Genomic DNA, 19872 nt, shown 5'->3' with positions numbered 1-19872 from the left:
CCAAGTGGGGCCAGGCCATGTCCGGTTCAGCGCGATTGCGCAAACGCAAGTCAGGCATGAGCCGAGTGGTCGCCTAAAAAGCAGTAGCCCGCCCGGTAGTCCGGGCGGGCGAGGTGCTTAGGCGGCCTAGTCTCCGCTGCGGCGGCCGTTGGAGCGAGACCAGATGAGGATGTAGCCTTCGTCTTCCTCGTCATCGAACAGGTTGGCGTAGATCGGAGCGGTGAAGCTCGGATCGTCCAGTTTCAAACCGAGATAGTCGCGGCCCTCGCTGGAGCGCTTGGACCAGGCAGCCCCGATTTCAATCCCGTCATACAAGACGCGGTGGCTGGGAGCGTTGTCGCCGGCGCGGTGAGCCGCCGGAACGATGCGGACGTTCTTGGCCTGGAGCGAAAGGGTAATGATGTCGCCGGTGAGCTCTTTCTTGCCAATCCTCTTGAAAGTGCCGATGGTCGCCATGTTCGTTCTCCTTGATCACTGTTTCCGAGCCCGCACCATTGCGGTCTCGATGGCGATCCACAGGCAGGAGGCGACCGGCGCCGCACCCGATTGCGGGCCGCAGCGAAGCGGAGGACGGCGCGGGAGCGACTTTGTTGTTCGCGAGGAATGGGCGCAGCCCAGGGGAAGAAAGTCGCTCCCGCGCCGTTGCGGCTTAGGCGGTCGAGGCGCAGCCGGCCTGCGGCCAGATCAGCCCATTGAGAGACCGTTTGGAGCGGTCGACCTGGCAGAGACGGGTCAACGGACAACCTGGCGCATTCATCCCAGTTTCAATGTTCTTGGCTGGGCAACCGGCGGCGATGTCTCCCTGCGTGCCGACGTTCGGCTATTCGGCAGCTGAGCCAATGGTGCACGCATGGCACCAATGCCGATCGCAGACATTGAAGCGGGCCTGCCACGCCGACCTGGTCCAAACGCTTCAATCTGGGGACGCCTCGACCTGACCGGGCTGCTCGCGTGCCAATAGTGCGTCAGCCAACGCCCGTGATGATCGAGCAAGAAGCCTTTCTGGCCGCTCCGGAGCCTCCATCACGGACGTGCCGAGTGCGAACGCCAAACGAGAGAGGCGACTGCCAGTTGCGGCGGCACAATGCGCCTTACCAATGCCATAGATGCCTTCATGGCCGGCAATTGTCGCCCAAGCGAGGGTCGCTCTGCAATGTGGACGCCGGTGCTTTGGTGTGTACGGATAAAAAGGCACTCCCGCCTTGCATGGCCACGGACGCGTCGATGCAGAGGCATAGCGTCAGGATCGGCCATTGGGTTAGGTCAATCCGCAGCTCTGCGGGACCGTGATCGAAGCAAATGCGAACGGCGCAGTCTTAAATTGCCAAAGATCCTCGTTCTCATGGAATGCGCAGGCAATTCCACAAAAGCACCAGACTTTCGCCGGCAATTGCCGCATCGTGGTGCAAAGCTATGGCAGTTCGGCGACGGTCACCCGCCGCCGAACTGCCAGACTGGGATGCCGAGCTTGCGGGCCTTGTCGGCGAGGTTGTGTTGGATGCCAGTGCCGGGGAACAGCATCACGCCGATTGGCAGAACGTCGAGCATCTGGTCGTTGCGTTTGAAAGGGGCGGCACGGCCGTGTTTTGTCCAGTCGGGCGCAAAACCGATCTGTGGCACTTTGCGATGGTCCGCCCAGCGGGAGGCGATCTTCTCGGCGCCCTTCAGCGACTTGCCGTGCATCAACACCATGTCGGGATGCTTGGCGTGGACCTGGTCGAGCTTGGCCCAAATCAGGCTGTGGTCGTTGAAGTCGAGCCCGCCGGTGAAGGCGATCTTCGGCCCTGGTGGTAGCAGGACCTGCGTTTCGGCGCGCTTCTTAGCGTGCAGGAAATCGCGGCTGTCGATCATCGCTGCCGTCAGGTTACGATGGCTGACCATCGATCCCGAGCGCGGTCGCCAGCTCGTACCAATATGATGTTCGTAGAGATCGGCGGCATGGTCGCGCATCAGCTCGAAAACGTTGCGACGCTCGATCAGGGTCTGGCCCTCGGCCGTCAGGCGCTCCAGCTCGACCGATTTCACTTCGCTGCCGTCCTGTTCGCGCTGACTGCGGCGCTGCTCCTGCCCGTTGTCGTCGAGCTCGCGTTCAATACGGCCGGTGGCGCGGTGAAAGACATTGACGGCCGACCAGAGCAAATCATCGAGGTCGGGCTCGAGTCGGGTGTCGGAGAGTGACACCACCAGCGCTTGGAAGACGTCGGTGATCGCGCCGGCGACGACATTGCCTTCCGGAAGTGGCCGAGGATCTGGTTCATCGCAAAACGGGCGGTAACCGTAGAGCTGGAGCTCGGTGAGGACATGGTCGATGGGGGATGAAGCGTGGGCGGGTTCGAAATCGTGATCGTGGTCGGTCATGGGATGCTCCTTCGCCGGATATGACCGCGACCTTCGCGGCCTTCTGGCGACGAAAGCCGGCGGGCGCGACGACCTGCACCCGCAGCGAAGCGAGGGCCGAAGCGGCAGCGGAGGATGACGCAGGCCGGGTATTTTGTTTCGCGCTGCAAAGCCCGAAGGGCGGCGGAAAATAGCCGGCCGCAGGCATTGCCGGTCGGAGCGTTTGCCGGCCGCTCGCCCTCTCGAAGGCCAGGTCGCGTTCCTCGCCGGCGTCAAGGGGGGAGCCAAGCCCGCGAGCCATGTCGGTGCGATTTCGCCAATGCGATCGTGCCGCCTATGCCGAGGTCGACATGAAGCGGCCGAAATCGTCGGGGGCGACCTGCATCCGGATTCCCATCCACAGAGCCTGAAGGCCAAGGTTGCGGAGGCGCTTCAGTGAAGCGACAGCACTGACATTGGCGGACGTCGATCTGGCGGAACGCGTTCTGACCATGCGCGCCACGAAGTTCTGCAAGAGCCGTCTGGTTCCGATCGGACCGCAGCTTGCAGCAGTCCTGGCCAACGACATGCCGCTGCGGCGGCGCAGCGAGCTTGCCCAAGGCGAGACTTCCTTCCTTCTGGCGAATCGGGACGGCACGCGGCTCGCCAGCAGCACCGTTCAGGCCGCATTCGACGCGCCGCGGCGTATCGCCAGAGTCCATAGCACGACAGGCGGGCGACGAATCCCGCGCCTGCACGATCTCCGGCACAGCTTCGCGGTGGCGGCGCGACGGAATCATCACCGTTCCTGGGCACCGGTATGTTAGGATTGATTGAAATACGGCGCATTTGCGTGATGGGGATTACCATGACCACGCTGCGAGAACACGCCAGGAACGCGACCGTCGCGCTGCATCAGGCACTGCAACTAGAGGCGGCCGCTTTCGACGAGGAGAGAACGGCCGCGATCATTGAAAAGGTACTGCGATGCGCCAGCCGCAGCCGTGAAAGCAAGTCACGCCAACAGCTAGAGGAAGTTGAGGCGACAGCCCGTGCACGGCTGACGCGGCTACTGAGTTCGTCTCCTGCGGTAATCTACAGCTTCAAAGCGTCTGGTGATTTCGCGCCGCTTTTCGTCAGCGACAACATCGAGCGTGTGTTCGGCTACGTGCCCGCTGATTACCTGAAGGATCCCGCCTTCTGGCGAGATCGTGTCCACCCAGACGATCTCGTCAAGGTTGAGGAGGCAATCTCAAGATTCTTCCAGAACGGCGTGCATGCGGTCGAATATCGCTTCCGCCGGAAGGACGGGTCTTATTGCTGGGTGAATGATGAGCAGCACCTGATCAGGAGCGCGACCGGGAAGCCGCTCGAGATCGTCGGGTCCTGGAGCGACATCAGCGACCGAAAGGCGGCGGAGGAGGCGAGAGCCGCAGCGCATGCGCGGCTCGTCGAGTTGCTGGCTAGCTCGCCAGCAGTCATCTACAGCTACAAGGCGACCGGCGATTTCGCGCCGACTTTCATCAGCGATAACATCCGCGACTTATTTGGCTACGAAACTCAAGATTATCTGAAAGACCCGGACTTCTGGCGACGTCGCGTCCACCCCGACGATCTCGCAGAGGTCGAGGCGCAGTCGCTCCAGCTGTTCAAGAACGGTCGCCACACAGTGGAATATCGCTTTCTCAAGAAGGACGGCGCTTATTGCTGGGTGGCCGACGAACAGCGGCTTATTCGGGACCGCGCAGGACAGCCGGCTGAGGTGGTCGGCTCATGGAGTGACATCACTCAGCGCAAGGCAGCGGAAGCAGCCGCAGGAGCGGCCCATGACCGTCTCGAACGGCTTCTGACCCACTCTCCTGCGGTAATTTACAGCTTCAGGGCGACGGGCGACTACGCACCCACCTTCATCAGCCGCAACCTGAAGGACCTGCTCGGATACGAGCGCGAGGAGTATCTCGAAAGCCCCGAATTCTGGCTGAGCCGCGTCCATCCCGACGACAGTCAGCGCATACTTGGCGAGTACGACCGGCTTTTTGCTGAGGGGCATCTCAGCATCGAATACCGGTTCCGCAAAAAGGACGGCACCTATTGCTGGATTGCTGACGAACTGCACTTGCTCCGTAGTGCTGCCGGCGACCCTCTCGAGGTGGTGGGTTCGTGGAACGACGTCACAGCGCGCAAGGACATTGGCGAGGCACTGGTCGCCGCGCAGGACCGTATCGGGCGCCTGCTGTCATCGGCACCTTCCGTAATTTACAGTTACCGGGCGACGGGCGATTTCGCGCCCACTTTCGTTAGCCAGAACATTCGGGAATGGCTCGGATACGAGCCGCAGGAATACCTTGAGAACGCTGATTTCTGGCGAAGTTGCGTCCACCCCGACGATCTCGCGGAGGTGGAGGCGCAGGCGGTCCGTCTGTTCAAGGATGACTGGCACACTGTCGAGTATCGGTTCCTCAAGAAGGATGGCAGCTATCGTTGGGTCAACGACGCGCAGCGGCTGATCAGGGACGAAGAGGGGCAGCCGGTCGAGGTAGTCGGTTCGTGGAGCGATATCACCGAACGCAAGCGTGCCGAAGAAGCCGCAATGGTGGCCCGCGAGCGCATCGAGCATCTGCTATCGAGCTCGCCGGCCGTCATCTATAGCTTCAAGGCAACTGGTGACTATGATCCGAGCTTCATCAGCCAGAACGTCAAGGATCTGCTTGGCTACGAGCGTGAGGAATACCTCAATGGCCACGATTTCTGGCAAAGCCGGATTCACCCAGACGACGCTCCGCGCATCCTCAAGGCGTATTCGAGCCTTTTCGAGAAGGGGCGCCTCGGCAACGAGTACAAGTTCCGCAAAAAGGATGGCAGTTACTGCTGGGTCAGCGATGAATTGCAAGTGATCCGCACAGCGGCGGGTGACCCTATTGAGGTAGTCGGTGCCTGGAGCGATATCACTCGGCGGAAGCAGCTCAGCGATGCATTGGTTGCTGCCCAAGAACGACTCGTCCACCTGCTGTCATGCGCTCCGGCCGTCATCTATAGCTTCAAAGCAAAAGGAGATTTCGCGCCGACATTCATAAGCGAGAACGTGCGCGATTGGCTTGGATATGAGCCGCAGGAGTATCTCGAGAACCCGAACTTCTGGTGGCGTTGCGTGCATCCGGACGACCGCGGCCGGGTAGAGGCACAATCAGTCGAGCTTTTCGAGACCGGCCGCCATACGATCGAGTACCGGTTCCTCAAGAAGGATGGAACCTACTGCTGGGTAATCGATGAGCAGCATCTGATCCGCAACCGAGACGGCGAACCCGTGGAAGTTGTCGGTTCGTGGAGCGATGTGACAGCACCGAAAGAGGCAGAGATCGCCTTCCGCCGCAGCGAGCAGCGACTGAGCGACGCTATCGAGTCGATCTCGGAGGGCTTTTCGCTCTATGATGCGCAGGACCGCCTAGTGATCTGCAACGGCGTTTACGGCGAGCTTCTCTACCCTGGCTTGGGCTCGCCCCGCCCTGGCACGCCATACGAAACTTTGATCCGCAACGCGGTGAAGCAGGGGCTTGTGACGGAAGCCAAGGGCTGCGAAGAACAGTGGATTGCCGAGCGCCTCGCAAGGCATCGCAACCCGGGCGAAATCCATGTTCAACGCCGCGCCGATGGAAGTTGGATCCAGGTCAGCGAGCGCAAGACTACGGAAGGCGGCACGGTCGCGATATACGCCAACATTACCGAGATCAAACGGGCGGAGGAGGAACTGCGTGAGGCCAACCGCAAGGCAGCACTCGCCAACCAGCTTGTGAGCGAGCAGAAGCGGGAACTCGAGGTGCTCTCCACGAAGTTGTCGAAATACCTGTCGCCTCAAGTCTATTCGTCGATATTCAGCGGCAAGCGCAGCGTGGAGATCGCTTCCACGCGCAAGAAGCTCACAGTCTTCTTTTCCGACATTGCAGAATTTACCGCCACAACTGACAGACTTGAGTCCGAGGAGCTGACGGCCCTTCTCAACCACTATCTCACTGAGATGTCGAGGATTGCGCTCGAGCATGGCGCCACCATCGACAAATATATTGGTGACGCGATCGTGGCATTCTTCGGTGATCCCGACACAAAAGGCACCAAAGTGGACGCGTTGGCCTGCGTCAAAATGGCTGTCGCGATGCAACGGCAAATGCGCGCGCTTCAGTCAGAGTGGCGGGACGCCGGCTTGGAAAAACCTTTTCGGTTGCGTATCGGTATCAGCACTGGTTTTTGCACCGTTGGGAACTTCGGCAGCGAGGACCGAATGGACTATACCATCATCGGCAGTCCGGTGAATCTGGCATCTCGCCTTCAGTCCCATGCCGGGCCGGGTGGCGTCCTTCTGAGCCATGAAACCTACTCGCTGGTAAAAGATGCCATCCTGGCCGAGGAACAACCGCCGGTTCGTGCCAAGGGGTTCGCCGACCTTGTTCGCAACTACAAGGTCGTTGACCAGTTCGACGGGTCGATCGATCAAACTAGGATCCTCCGTCAAGAAGAGCCTGGAATGCGAATCTTTCTTGACCTGCAAAAGCTGGACAAGGCAAGCGCCGTCCGGACCTTGAAGAGCATGTTATCTCGGCTTGGACAGTGATGCCGGATCTCCGTCGCGCTCCGCTCATCCGAGAAGTCGGAAGAGCGGTCGTGAAGCCAGAATGTGAACGAGCCGGAGGCTATCGCATCGGCGGTGCGGCCGCACGCCAGATGCTCGTCGTGGGAGCGGCGAAGGGCTGGGCGAGATCCTTGTGGCCGAAAGCACGTCAGCCTTGCGAGTGGGGGTAAAGCGAGCTTCGGGGCGATCGCCGATAGCGCCTTCCTTCTGGGAGAGGGCGCGACGTCTGAGCGGGCGGCCTGCCCAACTCCGCCCGAGCTTCGGGATCCTATCGTATGAGTCGTTGCGCACCAACCTCGCGGTTCGAGACGTTTGACGCCCATAGGCCATTGGACGCGCGGAGACTGCGTCCTTCCGTGTCTACGGCTTCAGAACAAATCAGCAGTATTGGGAGCGCCGGGGCCGTTTCGGCAACCGGTCCGAACGGGCGAGCTGGATCATGCCGCGCCGCACTCGGGCATTGCCGGCGCGTGCCAGCCCCTTCTCGCGGCGGCGTTTGCCGCTTTCGTCCGGCGACCCGGTGAGCCCGGCATAGCGCGCTACGGCGCGGCGATCGCGCAGCTGGTGCGACAGGATCTCGTGGACCAGCATGTCCGCCGTCTCGACGCCGATGCCGATAGTGAGTGCGATGAGGCGAATCATCGCGTGCGGGCCTTCTCTCCCAGCCGGAGCCGCCGCGAGTTGGTGTAGGCGTTCCTGCTCGATCGCGCGGATCTGCTCGCGCACCAGGCTAAGCCGCTCAAGGAAGCGGTAGAGTTCGGCGCGGGTGTTGTCCGGCAATGGCGTTCCCTCGGCCGTGCGGATCGTCTCGAGCCTGTCCGCCGCCCGGCGCAGGCTCAGCCGCAAGCCGCGAACGCCGAGCGGGCGAGGATCGCCTTGATGTGGTTGATGTGCCGCGTCTTCTCTGTGACCAGGGTCTCGCGCTCGCGGTTCGGCCGGCGCGCGTCCTCCTCCGCAAGCGTCGGGATCGCCGCCATGCTGCAGTGGCGCTTCTCGCCGCGCAGCCAGCCGAGAAAGGCGCGCATCAAAGCTCGGTGTCGAGACGATCGGTCTTGGCGCGCCGGTGTTCGCGCGACACCGCAACGCTGGCGGGATGGATGGCGCAGGCCTCGATGCCGCGTGCCCGCAGCCAGAAGCCGTCGCCGGCCGCCTCATAGGCGACGGCGATCCGCTTGATCGTGTGCCCGGCCTGGCCGGCGTCGTCGCGCCAGCGCTGCAACAGCTTCAACAGCGCTGGCGCGTCGGCATCGATCTTCTTGAGCGACTGGCGCTTGAGACCCGGAACAAGCGCGGCAATCAGCCATTTCGCCTTGCTCATCTCGATGACGGCGATGAGTGTGCTATTCTGATCAAGAGCGGTGAGGGACCGGCTCGCGTCAAACGACTGCGACATGGAACGCCTCCTTCTGATGGTGGTTTGACAGCGCCGAAGGATGCCACACCCTCGCGGCTCGCCCCATAGCATATACTAGAAGGTCGGCGCGGCTTTGTCCGGCAGGGGCCTCGCCGGATCGATCTGTCACACTGTCCTGGCCGTTCCCTGACGCATGACGCGAACGACATCCTGCGGTGCGAGCTGGATGCGCAGTGCCGCTCGTAGCGCGCGGACGCCGAAAGCACGCAGATCCTCGTTGAAGTCGCCCATGCGCGGAGACAGGGCAAGCGCCTCAATGCCTGCTGCTTCGGCGCGTTCGGTCAATGCCGCGAGCGCCGTGTCGCCTGCGGCGTCGGCATCGCGGGCGATGTAGAGCCGACGTAGCATCGGCGGGAGCAGAAGGGCGGCAAGGTGGTTGGCCGAGAGCGCGGCAGCCATCGGCATGGCAGGCAGCGCACTGCGCAGCGACAGCATCGTCTCGATGCCTTCGCCGGCCGCCATGACCTCGCGCGGCGCACCGAAGCGAACGGCATGGCCGAGGAGACTACCCATCGCCTTCCTTTGGGTGTCGATCGGAGCCTTGCCGAGCCGGACGGCATCGAAGCCGTTGGGATCGAGCCAGGTCCGATGCGCCCCGGTGATGCGGCCATCGAGATCGGTGACGGCGGCGATCATCGCCGGCCAGGTCTCGGTCGGCGAATGCTCGTCCGGCCGGTAGTAGCAGCACGGATGGAAGCGCAGCGCTCCGGTTCCGGCAAGCATGGTGATGGCGCGATTGCGCAGGTAGGTCTCGACGAGAGTCCGGCGGATCGGCTGCGACATGGCGAAGAGCCGCTGCGCCGCTTCCGGCGATCCGGCGGGAACGGGTGTGCGAACGGGCTTTGGGCTGCGGCGCGGTTCGGCGCGCGGCAGACTCAGAAAGCGTCGTGCCTCCTCGGCGACATCGCGAAAGTCGACCAGACCGCAGCTCTCACGGATCACGTCGAGGAGATCGCCATATTCGGCCGAGGCGGCATCGGTCCAATGCCCGGCTGCGCCGGGACCGAATTCCGGCCCGCTCAGCCGGACGAACGTCGACCGGCCGGGCGCATTGCGAACGTCGCCCACCGTCCAGTAGCGGCCTTGGCGCCGCCCGTTGGACAGGTAATGGCGGCATACCGCCTCGGCATCGCGGGCGAGACGACGCGCCAGTTCGGAAGCGTCGCGGGGCATCACGAAACCTCCCGCGGCGCGCTGACATTATGTTGCGCAGAGGCCGTCGATCGTCTGTAGGACAGCGCCCCATCGCGGGGGCGCAACATAACCCTCGGCGCAACATATTCGGTCCATTTGCCGGCCGCGCCTTTGCCGGAAACCGGCCCTGTCAGCCGGACGAACATGGAGCGTCCAGGCGTGTTGCGGGCATCGCCGACCAGCCAATAGCGGCCCTCGCGGTGTCCAGCTGAGAGATAGTAACGGCAGGCCGCCTCTGCTTGGCGACCGAGACGCTGCGCGAGATCCGTTGCGGTTTTCATAGCGAACTCCTGAAATGAAAGAAGGACCCGCCGTTGCCGGCCGGCCCTCGTGTGGTCGTATGCTTCGACGGCGAGCGCATGCGTGTCGATCTCGGCCGGCTCACCCTCCAATTGCTGCTCGGCGTCCGCCATAGCCGTTTCGCCGCCGTCTTCCGCCGCTTTCTTCCCCCTCACCGTCGCGAACCAGTCGTTCTCGGTCATTTCGGGGACCGCCATGACCGTGCGCCGAACCGGTGCAGAAGCATCGACTACCGCCCGAGCCGGCGGCCTCTCTCTGCTCCAAACCGTCACGAAACTGCGGCCCACCTCTCACTCACGGAGGCGAGCCGCAGGACCGGACACAGGAAGACGTCGAACCGGAATGCTGTGAATCCGGATCAGGCGGCGCGGTCGAGCAGCTTTTTCGCCCTAGCTTCGAGGTCGAGCCGCGCGTCCTGATGTCGTTTGTCGCGCGCCACCGCGGTGATGCCTTGGACAAAGTCGAAAATGCTCTCGGGCTTGTGGCCTTCCTCGGCGAGCACCGTCTCGACGACCTTCGTGGCCTCGGCCTTGCTGAAACCCCGCTTGCGGAGGAAATCGGTACGGTCCTCGTCGGATCGCGCAACGATCTGCGCACGCGCCGCCTTGATGCCGTTGACGAAGGGCACTGGGCTGGAATCGGCGAACCGCGCAAGCGCAGGCGCCGCCTCGTAGGCGAAACGTGAGGCGGCATATTTCGAATGCCGGATCGTGATTTCCTCGAAATCCTCCACGCCCCACAGGTTGCGGTTTTGGCATACGGCGCGAAGATAGAACGAGGCCATGCCGAGCGTCTTGGCGCCCACCTCCGAGTTCCAGCAGTAGAAGCCGCGGAAGAACAGATCAGGCGAGCCATCCGGCAGACGCCCCGCCTCGATCGGATTGAGGTCGTCAACCAGGAACAGGAAGACATCTCGGTCGCTGGCGTAGAGTGTGGTCGTGTCCTTCGTCACGCCGACGCGCGGATTGTAGATGCTGCTTGACCAGTCCAGCACCCCAGGCACCTTCCAGCGAGTATCGCCGGTGCCATTGCCGGCGATCCGGCGAACGGCGGCGACCAACTCGTGGTCGTAGATGCGGCCGTAATCCGGGCCTGTGACGGCGCGGAGTTCGACGCGCCCGTCATCGGTCTCGAGCGTCTTGACCTGCTCGGCCCGGCGCGAAACCAGACCGTATTGCAGGTTGATGCCCGCAAGCGGGGCGGGCAACTGACGAAGGTAGGCGGCCGGCGCGCCGATGAGATTCGCCAGCTGGCCAAAGCTCCAATGGGTCGGCGAGACCGGGTCGGCCGCTCCGGGGAGGATGAGCGACAGGCCGTCGGCGTTGTCGCGGCTGGCTTCGACGCGGATGGCCGCGCTGCCAACCGTTCGTGTCCGACTGCGTTGGCTGCGGCTGTTCACGGAATCGAACAGCTCCGACAAGGACAGGAATCGCTCGTCATCGGGCCGGGAAAACCACTCCGAGGACACGCGGCCGATCCGCTGGCCGCGACCGAAATCGACTTTGTAACCGCCGTTCGCGTCGCGAGTGGCGTCCAGAACTTCAACATTGCTCATGGCTTATCTCCAATGACGGGCCGCCGAGAGCCTCTCTCTCGACCTTCAACCCGTCACGGCGACAGCCGCAGCCCTCTCACTCTATCTGCGTCCTTGCGGGGCGGCGCCTCCGCTGAGGGATTAATCAGGCTTGAGCTCGCGCACGGCGCGCCCATAATCCGGGACCTGGCGTCAGAAGCCTGGCTTAGACAGCGATGCGACTTGGCCAGGGAGGATCGCTTACGGTTCAAGCCGGCCGGGACCTAAGCGCATCGAACCCAGAACCGATGTTTGCGATGTGAACTGTGAAGTTTCCGATTAGCAGGCCAAAGCGACATCTTTGCTGCAGGATCTCCCGGTGGCACTTTTCGTAGCGCCTTGCTTGGGCGTATCTCACGCAGCAGGCGTCCAGAACGGTGAGACAGAAGTGGAATTGCCACAAAGTCACGGTGGGCCTCATGTGGAACACCCAGCCCGCGCGCATCGTGATCACGACAGACAAGCGCTCAGGCCACGATCAGGATCTTGCCGTTGGCTCATGGCCGCGCTTTATTGTTTCGGCGGGAGCGATGCTACCGACGCAGACACTTTTTGTCCTTACCCTGAACCTTCTGCGATGCACCTTGTCATGCGCGCTGAACGGAACGTCGCCCCGACTGTTCAGGAGCGAAGCGATCGTACTATCAGCGGTTGCCCGAGCGCACCGCGTTGAGAATCCCAGAGCAATTCGACAATGCCACGCCTTTGCGCCTCGAAGTTGCTGCGCAAATTGTCTTTCGCGACGGCTCGATGGGTGCAGCCGGTTTGCGCAGGGAACGCGATGCCGGTCGACTTGAAACGGAGTTAATCGCCGGAAAGGAGTACGTCACCTTGGCGGCGATTGCGAAAATGAGGGAACTATGCCGCGGACGTCGAAAGGGCCACGCCTCGTCTGGCGCGACGAAAGCCGGAAAAAGGACGGAACGCTCCGAAACAGCGCCGGATGGTTCATCCGCGATGGGCCGACCTTCATCAGCGCTGGCGGCGGCGAAAAAAGCCGTCCAGGAATTGAAAACGAAAAAGCGCTCGCGGCCTACATCGCCGACAAGTTTCAGCCAGCGCGCGAGTGCGGACGCGGTTCTGACGATGTCCTGATCGCCGATGTCATCAATGTCTACCTGACCGACGTTGCGCCAAACCATGCCGCGCCAGAAGAGACGGCGGCTCGGCTGGACAAGATCCTCGATTTCTTCGGCGAAAAGACGCTCGCCGTCATCAATGGCAAGCTCTGCCGTGACTACGCCGCGTCCAGGCCAACCGAAGCCGCCGCGCGCCGCCAACTCGAGGATCTTCGAGCCGCCATCAACTATTACCGGGAGGAGGGTTATACGACAGCCGCCCCGACGATTCGCCTGCCGCGCAAGCCTGAACCGCGCGAGCGATGGCTGACGCGCAGTGAAGCGGCAGCCCTCATCTGGGCCGCGTGGCGCATGAAGCAGACATGGAAAGGCCAGGAGAGTGGCCGCCGCACCGGACGCCACATTGCTCGCTTCATGCTCGTAGCGCTCTACACGGGAACGCGTTCGGCCGCTGTCTGCGGTGCTGCCATCCGTCCAACCGAAGGGCATGGTTATATGGATCTCGACCGTGGCATCTTTTATCGCCGCGCTGGTGGCGCCAAGAAGACCAAAAAGCGCCAGCCTCCCGCGCGCCTGACGCCCCGGCTGCTGGCGCATTTGCGGCGCTGGGCCCGCACCGATCTCGACATCAAGACCAAGGGGCGGGGCAAGAGCGCCAACATCGGCCGCAAGATATCGCAGGATTTCGTTGTCGAGTGGAACGGAAAGCCGGTCCAATCGATCAAAAGGGGCTTCAGGAAGGTACGCAAAGCCGCCGGCCTCGGCCCCGACATCACGCCGCATACCTTCCGCCACACCGCCGCGACCTGGCTGATGCAGGCTGGTACCGACGTGTGGGAGGCGGCCGGCTTTCTCGGCATGACCGTGGAAGTCTTGATCGACACTTATGGTCACCACCATCCCGATTTCCAGGCAGACGCGGCCGAGAAGATCGCGAAGAGACACGTCGCCGGCAAGGCTCCGAAAACCGTCCTGGGGATGGGCGAAAACAAAGCTCGATCGCCGCATCCCCACAGTTTCCCCACAGAATGAAAAAAACGAAAGACAACAATTTCAAGCAAACGTGACGAAAGAGCCCGGGAATCTGGGGCTCTGCTCGCAATCCACATCGTTCGGGACGATGGGGTCGAAGGTTCAAATCCTGCCACTCCGGCCGGGAAGGGCAGCACACACAACAGTCGAAGGAATGGAAGCGTGTCCACGGGAGGGTGTTAGGAACGATTCCTTGACTAATGACCGCCGCTAGTAAAGACTCCGTTCCCAGTGGAGTCGGCAGAGCACGCTGTCGTGCCTTCCGCTCCCCAATGCCCAACGAGATCGTTCCCGGGATGAGCCGCAAAACAGATGCCGAAGCGTACCACAGGCCGATACGAAAGCGTGACCGCCGGTGGCGAGAAGGTTGATGCCTTCATTCCCTTCGATCTGCCGCCTACTCGTCCGGTGCTTGCCATCGATGGAAAGCTCGAGCGTCGCCTCCGTGAAGCCGAGCAGGCGCTCGTTCGTCTCGATCTGGCAGGCGAGATGGTGCCATCGTTCGATTGGTTCATCTACGCCTTCGTGCGCAAGGAGGCGGTGATCTCATCGCAGATCGAGGGCACCCAGGCATCGCTCGTCGACCTTCTCACCTCCGAGGCCGAAGAGCAGCCTGCACCCAATGCCGACATCGAAGAGGTGACAAACTACCTCGATGCGCTCGCCTATGCGCGCGGTCAGCTCGCAGCGAAGCGCGGCCTTCCGCTTTCGATGCGGCTCTTGAATGAGGCGCACAAGCGGTTGATGCGCGGTGTGCGGGGCTCGAACAAGCAACCTGGGGACGTGCGCCGCAGCCAGAACTGGATCGGCGGAAGCCGGCCGGCGAATGCGGCCCACGTGCCGCCGGCGCCTGACAAGCTCCCCCAGCTCCTCAGCGGATTGGAGAGATACATCCATGCCGACGACCCGCTGCCGGCGCTCGTGCGTATGGGCCTTCTGCATGTGCAGTTCGAAACCATTCATCCCTATCTCGACGGCAACGGTCGGATCGGGCGGCTGCTGGTCACGCTCCTGCTGGAGCACTGGGGGCTGCTGAAAGCCCCACTCCTTTATCTCAGCCTTTTTTTCAAACGCCACCGGGAAGAATACTATCGGCGGCTCAACCTTGTACGGCTGGAAGGAGACTGGGAGGGCTGGACCGACTTCTTTCTCGACGGGGTCGCCACGATCGCCGATGAAGCGGTCGCCTCGGCGCGCGATTTGTTCAACCTCGTCAGCGCGGACCGGGCCCGGCTCCTTGGCGCCGAGTCCGCCTCCGTCTCGGCGCTGAGACTGTTCGAGCAGCTTCCCCGCCATCCAATCGTGACGGTGGCCTCCGCCATGAAGCTGATCGATACGAGCAAGCCTACTGCAACCCGCGCGATCGAAGCGCTAGCCGAAGTCGGCGTCCTCGTGGAAACGACGGGAAAGAAACGCGACCGCAGCTTTGCCTATCGCGCCTATATGGAGCGTCTGCGGGCGGGAACGGATTTGAACAGCAGCGGCTGAAGAGGCGGGGCCGATGACCGCCGAAATCTGGCCTTGTGCTTGCGCGAATTGGCCGATCGTAGCGGCGCTTGGACTGGCGGACTGGGGCAACAAGCCGCCGGATCTCATCTAGGCGGCGAGTCGCCCGTCTAAGCCGCGATCTCCCGGAGGACTGGGCGGCCGTCGATCATTCTTGGCCCCGGTGCATTTTTGGGACACAGATTCACGGTAGGCGTTTCGCCGTTGCCTGATCGGCAAGGTTCGACCCCCTCGGCCTTTCCGCCGCACAGCCTGAACCGGAAGTTCTGACCCGAAGCGGACGATGTCCTTAACGTCGAAGGCAGCCCCAAACGGAGCCGCTCGCACAGTGTGCTCAGCGTAGAATGAATGTGCAAAAAAGCTTGGAATCAGCCGCCGATCCATTGAAGCAAGGCCATCTCGTGCGATGTGAGATCCGGGTGCCAGAGGTCGACTATCAGCACCACGCGGCGACGTGCGCTGTCGTTCCAGACGCTATGGATGAAACTGTCGTCGAATACGACGCAGCGCCCCTCCTGCCAGTGCCCGTCGACTCCCCCAACTGACACGCCGCACTCGGTAGGTATCTCAAGCCCGAGGTGCAAGCGCAAGCGGGTATTGGTGGCCCCTCGATGGGGGGCGATGCTAGTGCCCGGATCCAGGCAGGAGAAGTAGGCCACGCCGGCACCGCCGATTTCCTGGCGATGGGTTTCAAGCACTGCCGCGGTAGTGGGGCAGAGGTTGCATACCTCGTCCCGTCGTACCCCATTCTTCTCCAGGAAAAGCACACTCCAGCGGCCGGTGCGAGCAATGTCCTCGGCCTCGTCGCAAAAGAGTTCGGGGCGAAGTGCCGCGAACTCCTGAGCGATGGCGCGAGCCGAGTTTTCGAGTGCGCGAGCGATGGGAAATCGCTCTGCCGAGTGCCAGGGGCGCGCAGTGAGGCCGGGGTACATGCTAACGCCGACCCGCGTCTCTGAGTCGGAAGCCTGACGCGCGAGGTAGGTTCGGAAGCGCGGGGGAAGCGCGGGCTTGTCCACTCCGATATTGTACCGCGCAGCAGCGTCAGGCGTGGCCAGGCTGGCCAGCGCCAAAACGAGATCGCGCGGGGACGCCGTCACTGCATCGAGCGCCGCGGCGAGCGTCGGCCCTTCATTGCGTCGCGACGCAAGACACTCGGCGAGACCCACCCATTCCGAGAGTTTCAGACGCTTATCCCAAGGTGTGCCCCATTTTTGCATCAGCATCGCGCCCTTCGCAGCAGCAATCCTTGCCGCCGCGGCTTCGCCGGCAACGAGGTAAAGCGCGCCCAGCCAAATCAGCGGCTCGCCAACCCATGGTAAATGCTGCGAGGCGAGTTCAAGCCACTCGACGGCCGCTGCCCGGTCCTGCGCCACGAAGCGCAGCGCGGTGTCGTACGCTTCGAGCCCCACCTCTTCCGCTTCGGTCGAAACGGTCGCTCGGCAATGATCGAGGACCGGTGGCACCACCTCGGCCCGGCGCGCCGCCAAGACGGCGAGCTGCGATGCAGAGGCGAGCCAGTAAGTTGGCCCGCCATCGCTCATGCAGGCCTGATCGGCCACATTGGCAAGGTAGATTACCAGAAGGTCGCCGACGTCGCGCGAACTCAGTTTCAGAGCGGGACCGCCCCGTCGATCGGGAAGGCTAAGGGTCTGGCGTCCGCTGGGCGAGCCCGACCCAAGCGTCTGGAAAAGCTCGTTACGCGACAGGCCGCCGAACTGGTGAACCAGCCGCTCGGCTTCTGCCCCGATGAGGCCGCGGACCACATTGCGTTCGGAGGGACGAAACATCGCGCCCGCGAAGGCATCGGTCGAATAGGCGTTGTGGAGAAGACCCGCAAAACATACCTGCTCCGGCTGCCCCCAACCTATCAATACGTCATACGTGCCCGTAAGGTGCCCTAGCACCGTGCCCCGACCATGGCCTTCGCGGCCGGCTCCGCGTTCCGCCAACACCTGCAGGATCGGCTCTAGCTCGCGGGCTATCGGGCGAAATGCGTTACCGGACGGGAGGGCTGTGGTCATGACCGGTGCTCCTCTTTCAAAATCAATCTCATTGTGCCGGTTTGCGCTCCCGGGCGGCGGTGGCGTGGATGAATTCGAGCACATCCATCCCCGTCTCAATGGTGTGCAGTCCACTGACCGCGATGATCTTCTCGTGGTGCGGCTTGAGAGGTATCCGGTCGATCAATTCGAAGAGGTCACGCCGGTGGTTTATGTCGAGGACCTCATGGCGCGAGATCGACCGGAACGCCGCTGGAGGGTAGCCCGTAGCCTCGGCCAGTCGGAGGGCAAAACCGGAAGGCGGATGATATGCCTCTATCGCCGCGATATGGCCAAGAAGCGCAACCGGATGGAAGTGACGAATCCAATAGTACTGCGCGCCGACCATTGCCGCGACTGCTGGCGGCGGGATCTGATCTCGGGCCTCTGCCGGATCGTGCCCGGTCGCCGCCAAGTCCTCAAGAAGCCAGCCGTCGTGGCCGGCTTCTTCCTTCATGTGGTGAGCGTAGTAGGCAAGCAGCTCGGCGGTAAGCGTCGTCTCGTCGCGAGCCCGCGCCTCGGCAAGCGCCGCTTCCATCAGCGGTACGGCCGATCGCACGACCGCGTGCATCACTCTGAGGTAGACCGGATAGACGTCCCGCACATCCGGGCCGCTCCAGAGTTTGCGCGCATAGGCCGCGAAGGCGCCGTGAACGAGATCAAGCTTGGCTGAAAGGTGAGCGCTGGCCGTCCGACTCGTCACGGAACATCCTCCGTCTGAAGCGCGGCCATCGCCGCCACGAGCCGATCGGGCCGGCCGGCGTCAGGCATGCGGGCCAATACCTTCCAGCAAAGCTCGCAATTCGTGCCGAACTTTTCCTCCGCCAGGTCGCGCAGGAGAGGATGCTGGGTCAGGCCTCCAAAGCCGGTCTCGCCGATAACCCGAAGCAGCGGGTCGCCATGGAACGCACCGACGGCTGCGGCTAGATCGCCAGCAGAGTCCACCCGCCGGCGCAGACGGGCCGGTCCGAATCCCATGATGACGCTTTCATTGCAGCAGGCACTTACAGTGCCGTCGTAGCGCACCATCGGGTTTCGCACGAGCGTGCAGGGTCCGAAGCTCGCGCCGGCGGTCCGCGCTTCACGACTGAAGATCGAGGCGCCGCGGCCGTTGGTGAGCGGCGCAATCAAGTTCACCTCGGCCATGCGGCGCCAGTCAGGGCCAAGGGCCTCGGTTAGCAGTCTGACTATGCGCGCTGCCGTCTCGGCGTCGTCGAGCCCCTGGACCACCAACCAGGGGCCCGCTGCCACTATTGCCCTTACGGCGCGGACAAACTGAGCGTCGGTGATCTGGCTCCCGTGAAAGGCGTCGGTGCTAAGGTAGACACAAGCGCAGCGGTCGAGGACTTCCCGGATCCAGCCCGGCGCGCGGGTTTGGCGAGCCCAGACGCCGCTTGTGAACACCACGATCCGCTTACCCGCTGCGCTCAGACGACGGCAGGCCAGCGTCAACCCCCGGCGCTCTACGAAGGGCTCTCCCCCGGAGATGCCAACAACGTCGAACCCACCGTCTCTCGCGATCCAGCCCACGATCTCCTCGAACAGCGCGAAATCCCGGATCGTTGGGCTGTCCGCGCGCGAGTCGACCGAGCAATGCCGACAGCCGACCGGGCACCGGTCGGTCAGGAAGAGGAGGATCGATCGCCGGCGCGTATGGCGGATGCGCTCGATCTCGAAATGCGTCAGCCGCGCATTAGTCCTCGGTGCCATCACGGTCATGCCGGTTCTCCCAGATGTACCAATACGGCATAGCGCGCGATGCCATGGCGACGGACGAATGCGTCCGCGCCTCCGTCGGCCAGCAGGGCTTGAACTTCCGCTTCGAGAACCCTGGTCGTAGGCCGCTGCATCAAGGCCTCAAGCGGTGGACCGGCGGCGTGGTTCTTGGAAAGTGCCATGCAGGTGCCGCAGTATCCGTCGCAGCTCGAGGGCGTATTCCCCACCCGGCGCGCTGTCACCTCGGGTCCGTATAGACGGATCGCTCGCAGCACGTTCGATTGGAGCGTGCGCTCGCGTATGGTCTGCCAATCGTCGGTCGCAGCATGGCCTAGGATCAGGTGGCCGGGGCGTTCGTCGAGTGCGTCGTCATTACCGCAGGCGGCGATACAACCGTCGAACCCCACAACCGGCCAGGCAGCCATGGCGCAGGGATTGGCGTCCTGGGCGCTCGCCTTCCCGCCGCGCGCTGCCCGGTCGTTCGGCAACCATGCGCGTGCGCGCCCGAAATAAGAAAGTGCGTTCACGAGCATCGGCACCGCCGTACCAAAGCGTGCCCGCACATCGCCGATCAGACGCTCCAGGTAGGGATCGTCGGCGTCGGTGCCAACGAGATGGAGGCTCACATCCTTCCCCCTGGCGAGCACCTGTTCCAGTATGTCAAAGACTCGAGTCCTAGGCACTTCGCGCTCATGGAACACATCGAGGCTGACTGAAAAATGATCCACCGCGTCGATTGCTTTCAGAATGGACGGGGGAATCCGAGCGGCACCGGCGAAGAAAAGACCCGAAAGCACACTGGTCCGCGTGCCAACGCGTCGCGCGCGCTCAGCCAGCATGCGCACAAGCTCGGGTCGCAGTAGCGCCTCGCCACCAGAGAGTGCGAGAATTTCCGGTCGGCTATCGGGGCGGAAGGTGCTGACAAAACGCTCGAATATCCATTCCGGAGCCTGCTCGCTGTCCATGCTCGATCTTGTGGAGCAATGTGCGCAATGTAGTGGACAGCGACGGGTAATGCCGATCGAGACACCCGCGGCAACAGTGTGTCGAAGATTGAGGATCTCAATAAGATGCACGCTCGT

The 19872-nt window shown here is 62.9% G+C and carries 13 protein-coding genes and 1 pseudogene; 4 read left to right on the top strand and 10 right to left on the bottom strand.

Going from position 1 to position 19872, the window contains the following annotated elements:
• Positions 1-126: 126 nt before the first annotated feature.
• Entirely contained in the window at positions 127-456 is a 330-nt protein-coding gene (locus IQ26_RS17055; RefSeq protein ID WP_145719278.1) for a DUF736 domain-containing protein, read from the bottom strand.
• Positions 457-1431: 975 nt separating this feature from the next.
• Complete coding sequence (locus IQ26_RS17050) at positions 1432-2358, bottom strand: DUF2493 domain-containing protein (protein ID WP_145719276.1); 927 nt, start codon at positions 2356-2358, stop codon at positions 1432-1434.
• Positions 2359-2792: 434 nt separating this feature from the next.
• On the opposite strand from IQ26_RS17050, the gene IQ26_RS17045 reads away from it, so the two are divergent.
• Both IQ26_RS17045 and IQ26_RS17040 read left to right on the top strand, forming a co-directional pair.
• Positions 2793-3143 (top strand): tyrosine-type recombinase/integrase, encoded by a 351-nt coding sequence (locus IQ26_RS17045; protein ID WP_240547153.1) that lies wholly within the window; start codon positions 2793-2795, stop codon positions 3141-3143.
• 41 nt (positions 3144-3184) lie between these two features.
• Positions 3185-6919: a PAS domain-containing protein gene (locus tag IQ26_RS17040; protein ID WP_162457983.1), complete on the top strand. Its 3735-nt coding sequence runs from the start codon at positions 3185-3187 to the stop codon at positions 6917-6919.
• Between the two features lie 444 nt (positions 6920-7363).
• Here the strand turns inward: IQ26_RS17040 and IQ26_RS41820 are convergent.
• The 4 genes and pseudogenes from IQ26_RS41820 to IQ26_RS17020 all read right to left on the bottom strand — a co-directional run.
• Positions 7364-8330, bottom strand: a pseudogene (locus IQ26_RS41820) (transposase); the annotation flags it as partial.
• A gap of 126 nt (positions 8331-8456) precedes the next feature.
• Positions 8457-9524, bottom strand: a complete 1068-nt coding sequence (locus tag IQ26_RS17030) for a DUF7146 domain-containing protein (RefSeq protein ID WP_145719272.1) — start codon at positions 9522-9524, stop codon at positions 8457-8459.
• Positions 9524-10042 carry a hypothetical protein gene (locus tag IQ26_RS41470; RefSeq protein WP_420846397.1) on the bottom strand — a complete coding sequence of 173 codons (519 nt, stop codon included), beginning with the start codon at positions 10040-10042 and terminating at the stop codon, positions 9524-9526. Before IQ26_RS41470 ends, IQ26_RS17030 begins: the two co-directional genes overlap by 1 nt.
• 161 nt (positions 10043-10203) lie before the next feature.
• Positions 10204-11400, bottom strand: coding sequence for a DUF932 domain-containing protein (locus IQ26_RS17020; RefSeq protein ID WP_145719270.1), 1197 nt, complete (start codon positions 11398-11400; stop codon positions 10204-10206).
• Positions 11401-12278: 878 nt separating this feature from the next.
• On the opposite strand from IQ26_RS17020, the gene IQ26_RS17015 reads away from it, so the two are divergent.
• Positions 12279-13529 carry a tyrosine-type recombinase/integrase gene (locus IQ26_RS17015; RefSeq protein WP_145719268.1) on the top strand — a complete coding sequence of 417 codons (1251 nt, stop codon included), beginning with the start codon at positions 12279-12281 and terminating at the stop codon, positions 13527-13529.
• Between the two features lie 312 nt (positions 13530-13841).
• Positions 13842-15017 (top strand): Fic family protein, encoded by a 1176-nt coding sequence (locus IQ26_RS17010; protein ID WP_145719266.1) that lies wholly within the window; start codon positions 13842-13844, stop codon positions 15015-15017.
• Positions 15018-15403: 386 nt separating this feature from the next.
• On the opposite strand, the gene IQ26_RS17005 is transcribed toward IQ26_RS17010, so the two are convergent.
• From IQ26_RS17005 to IQ26_RS16990, 4 genes are read right to left on the bottom strand one after another with little or no spacing between them, the layout of a single operon-like run.
• Entirely contained in the window at positions 15404-17056 is a 1653-nt protein-coding gene (locus tag IQ26_RS17005) for an aspartyl/asparaginyl beta-hydroxylase domain-containing protein (RefSeq protein ID WP_162457982.1), read from the bottom strand.
• Positions 17057-17084: 28 nt separating this feature from the next.
• Positions 17085-17777, bottom strand: coding sequence for an iron-containing redox enzyme family protein (locus IQ26_RS17000; protein ID WP_145719262.1), 693 nt, complete (start codon positions 17775-17777; stop codon positions 17085-17087).
• On the bottom strand, positions 17774-18793 hold the full coding sequence (locus IQ26_RS16995; protein ID WP_145719260.1) for a radical SAM protein: 1020 nt from the start codon (positions 18791-18793) through the stop codon (positions 17774-17776). Before IQ26_RS16995 ends, IQ26_RS17000 begins: the two co-directional genes overlap by 4 nt.
• Positions 18790-19866, bottom strand: coding sequence for a radical SAM protein (locus IQ26_RS16990; RefSeq protein WP_145719258.1), 1077 nt, complete (start codon positions 19864-19866; stop codon positions 18790-18792). Before IQ26_RS16990 ends, IQ26_RS16995 begins: the two co-directional genes overlap by 4 nt.
• Positions 19867-19872: the final 6 nt, after the last annotated feature.

Source organism: Mesorhizobium tianshanense (assembly GCF_007830515.1).
GTDB classification, from domain to species: Bacteria; Pseudomonadota; Alphaproteobacteria; order Rhizobiales; family Rhizobiaceae; genus Mesorhizobium; species Mesorhizobium tianshanense.
The sequence above is the reverse complement of the archived record's forward strand: the minus strand, read 5'-3'. Positions and strand labels throughout refer to the sequence as shown.

What these genes read in the sequence shown, in the direction of transcription:
- IQ26_RS17055 (WP_145719278.1), bottom strand. Translation starts at nt 456, where the DNA reads ATGGCGACCATCGGCACTTTCAAGAGGATTGGCAAGAAAGAGCTCACC.
- IQ26_RS17050 (WP_145719276.1), bottom strand. Translation starts at nt 2,358, where the DNA reads ATGACCGACCACGATCACGATTTCGAACCCGCCCACGCTTCATCCCCC.
- IQ26_RS17040 (WP_162457983.1), top strand. Translation starts at nt 3,185, where the DNA reads ATGACCACGCTGCGAGAACACGCCAGGAACGCGACCGTCGCGCTGCAT.
- IQ26_RS17030 (WP_145719272.1), bottom strand. Translation starts at nt 9,524, where the DNA reads ATGCCCCGCGACGCTTCCGAACTGGCGCGTCGTCTCGCCCGCGATGCC.
- IQ26_RS41470 (WP_420846397.1), bottom strand. Translation starts at nt 10,042, where the DNA reads ATGGCGGTCCCCGAAATGACCGAGAACGACTGGTTCGCGACGGTGAGG.
- IQ26_RS17020 (WP_145719270.1), bottom strand. Translation starts at nt 11,400, where the DNA reads ATGAGCAATGTTGAAGTTCTGGACGCCACTCGCGACGCGAACGGCGGT.
- IQ26_RS17015 (WP_145719268.1), top strand. Translation starts at nt 12,279, where the DNA reads ATGCCGCGGACGTCGAAAGGGCCACGCCTCGTCTGGCGCGACGAAAGC.
- IQ26_RS17010 (WP_145719266.1), top strand. Translation starts at nt 13,842, where the DNA reads ATGCCGAAGCGTACCACAGGCCGATACGAAAGCGTGACCGCCGGTGGC.
- IQ26_RS17005 (WP_162457982.1), bottom strand. Translation starts at nt 17,056, where the DNA reads ATGACCACAGCCCTCCCGTCCGGTAACGCATTTCGCCCGATAGCCCGC.
- IQ26_RS16995 (WP_145719260.1), bottom strand. Translation starts at nt 18,793, where the DNA reads ATGACCGTGATGGCACCGAGGACTAATGCGCGGCTGACGCATTTCGAG.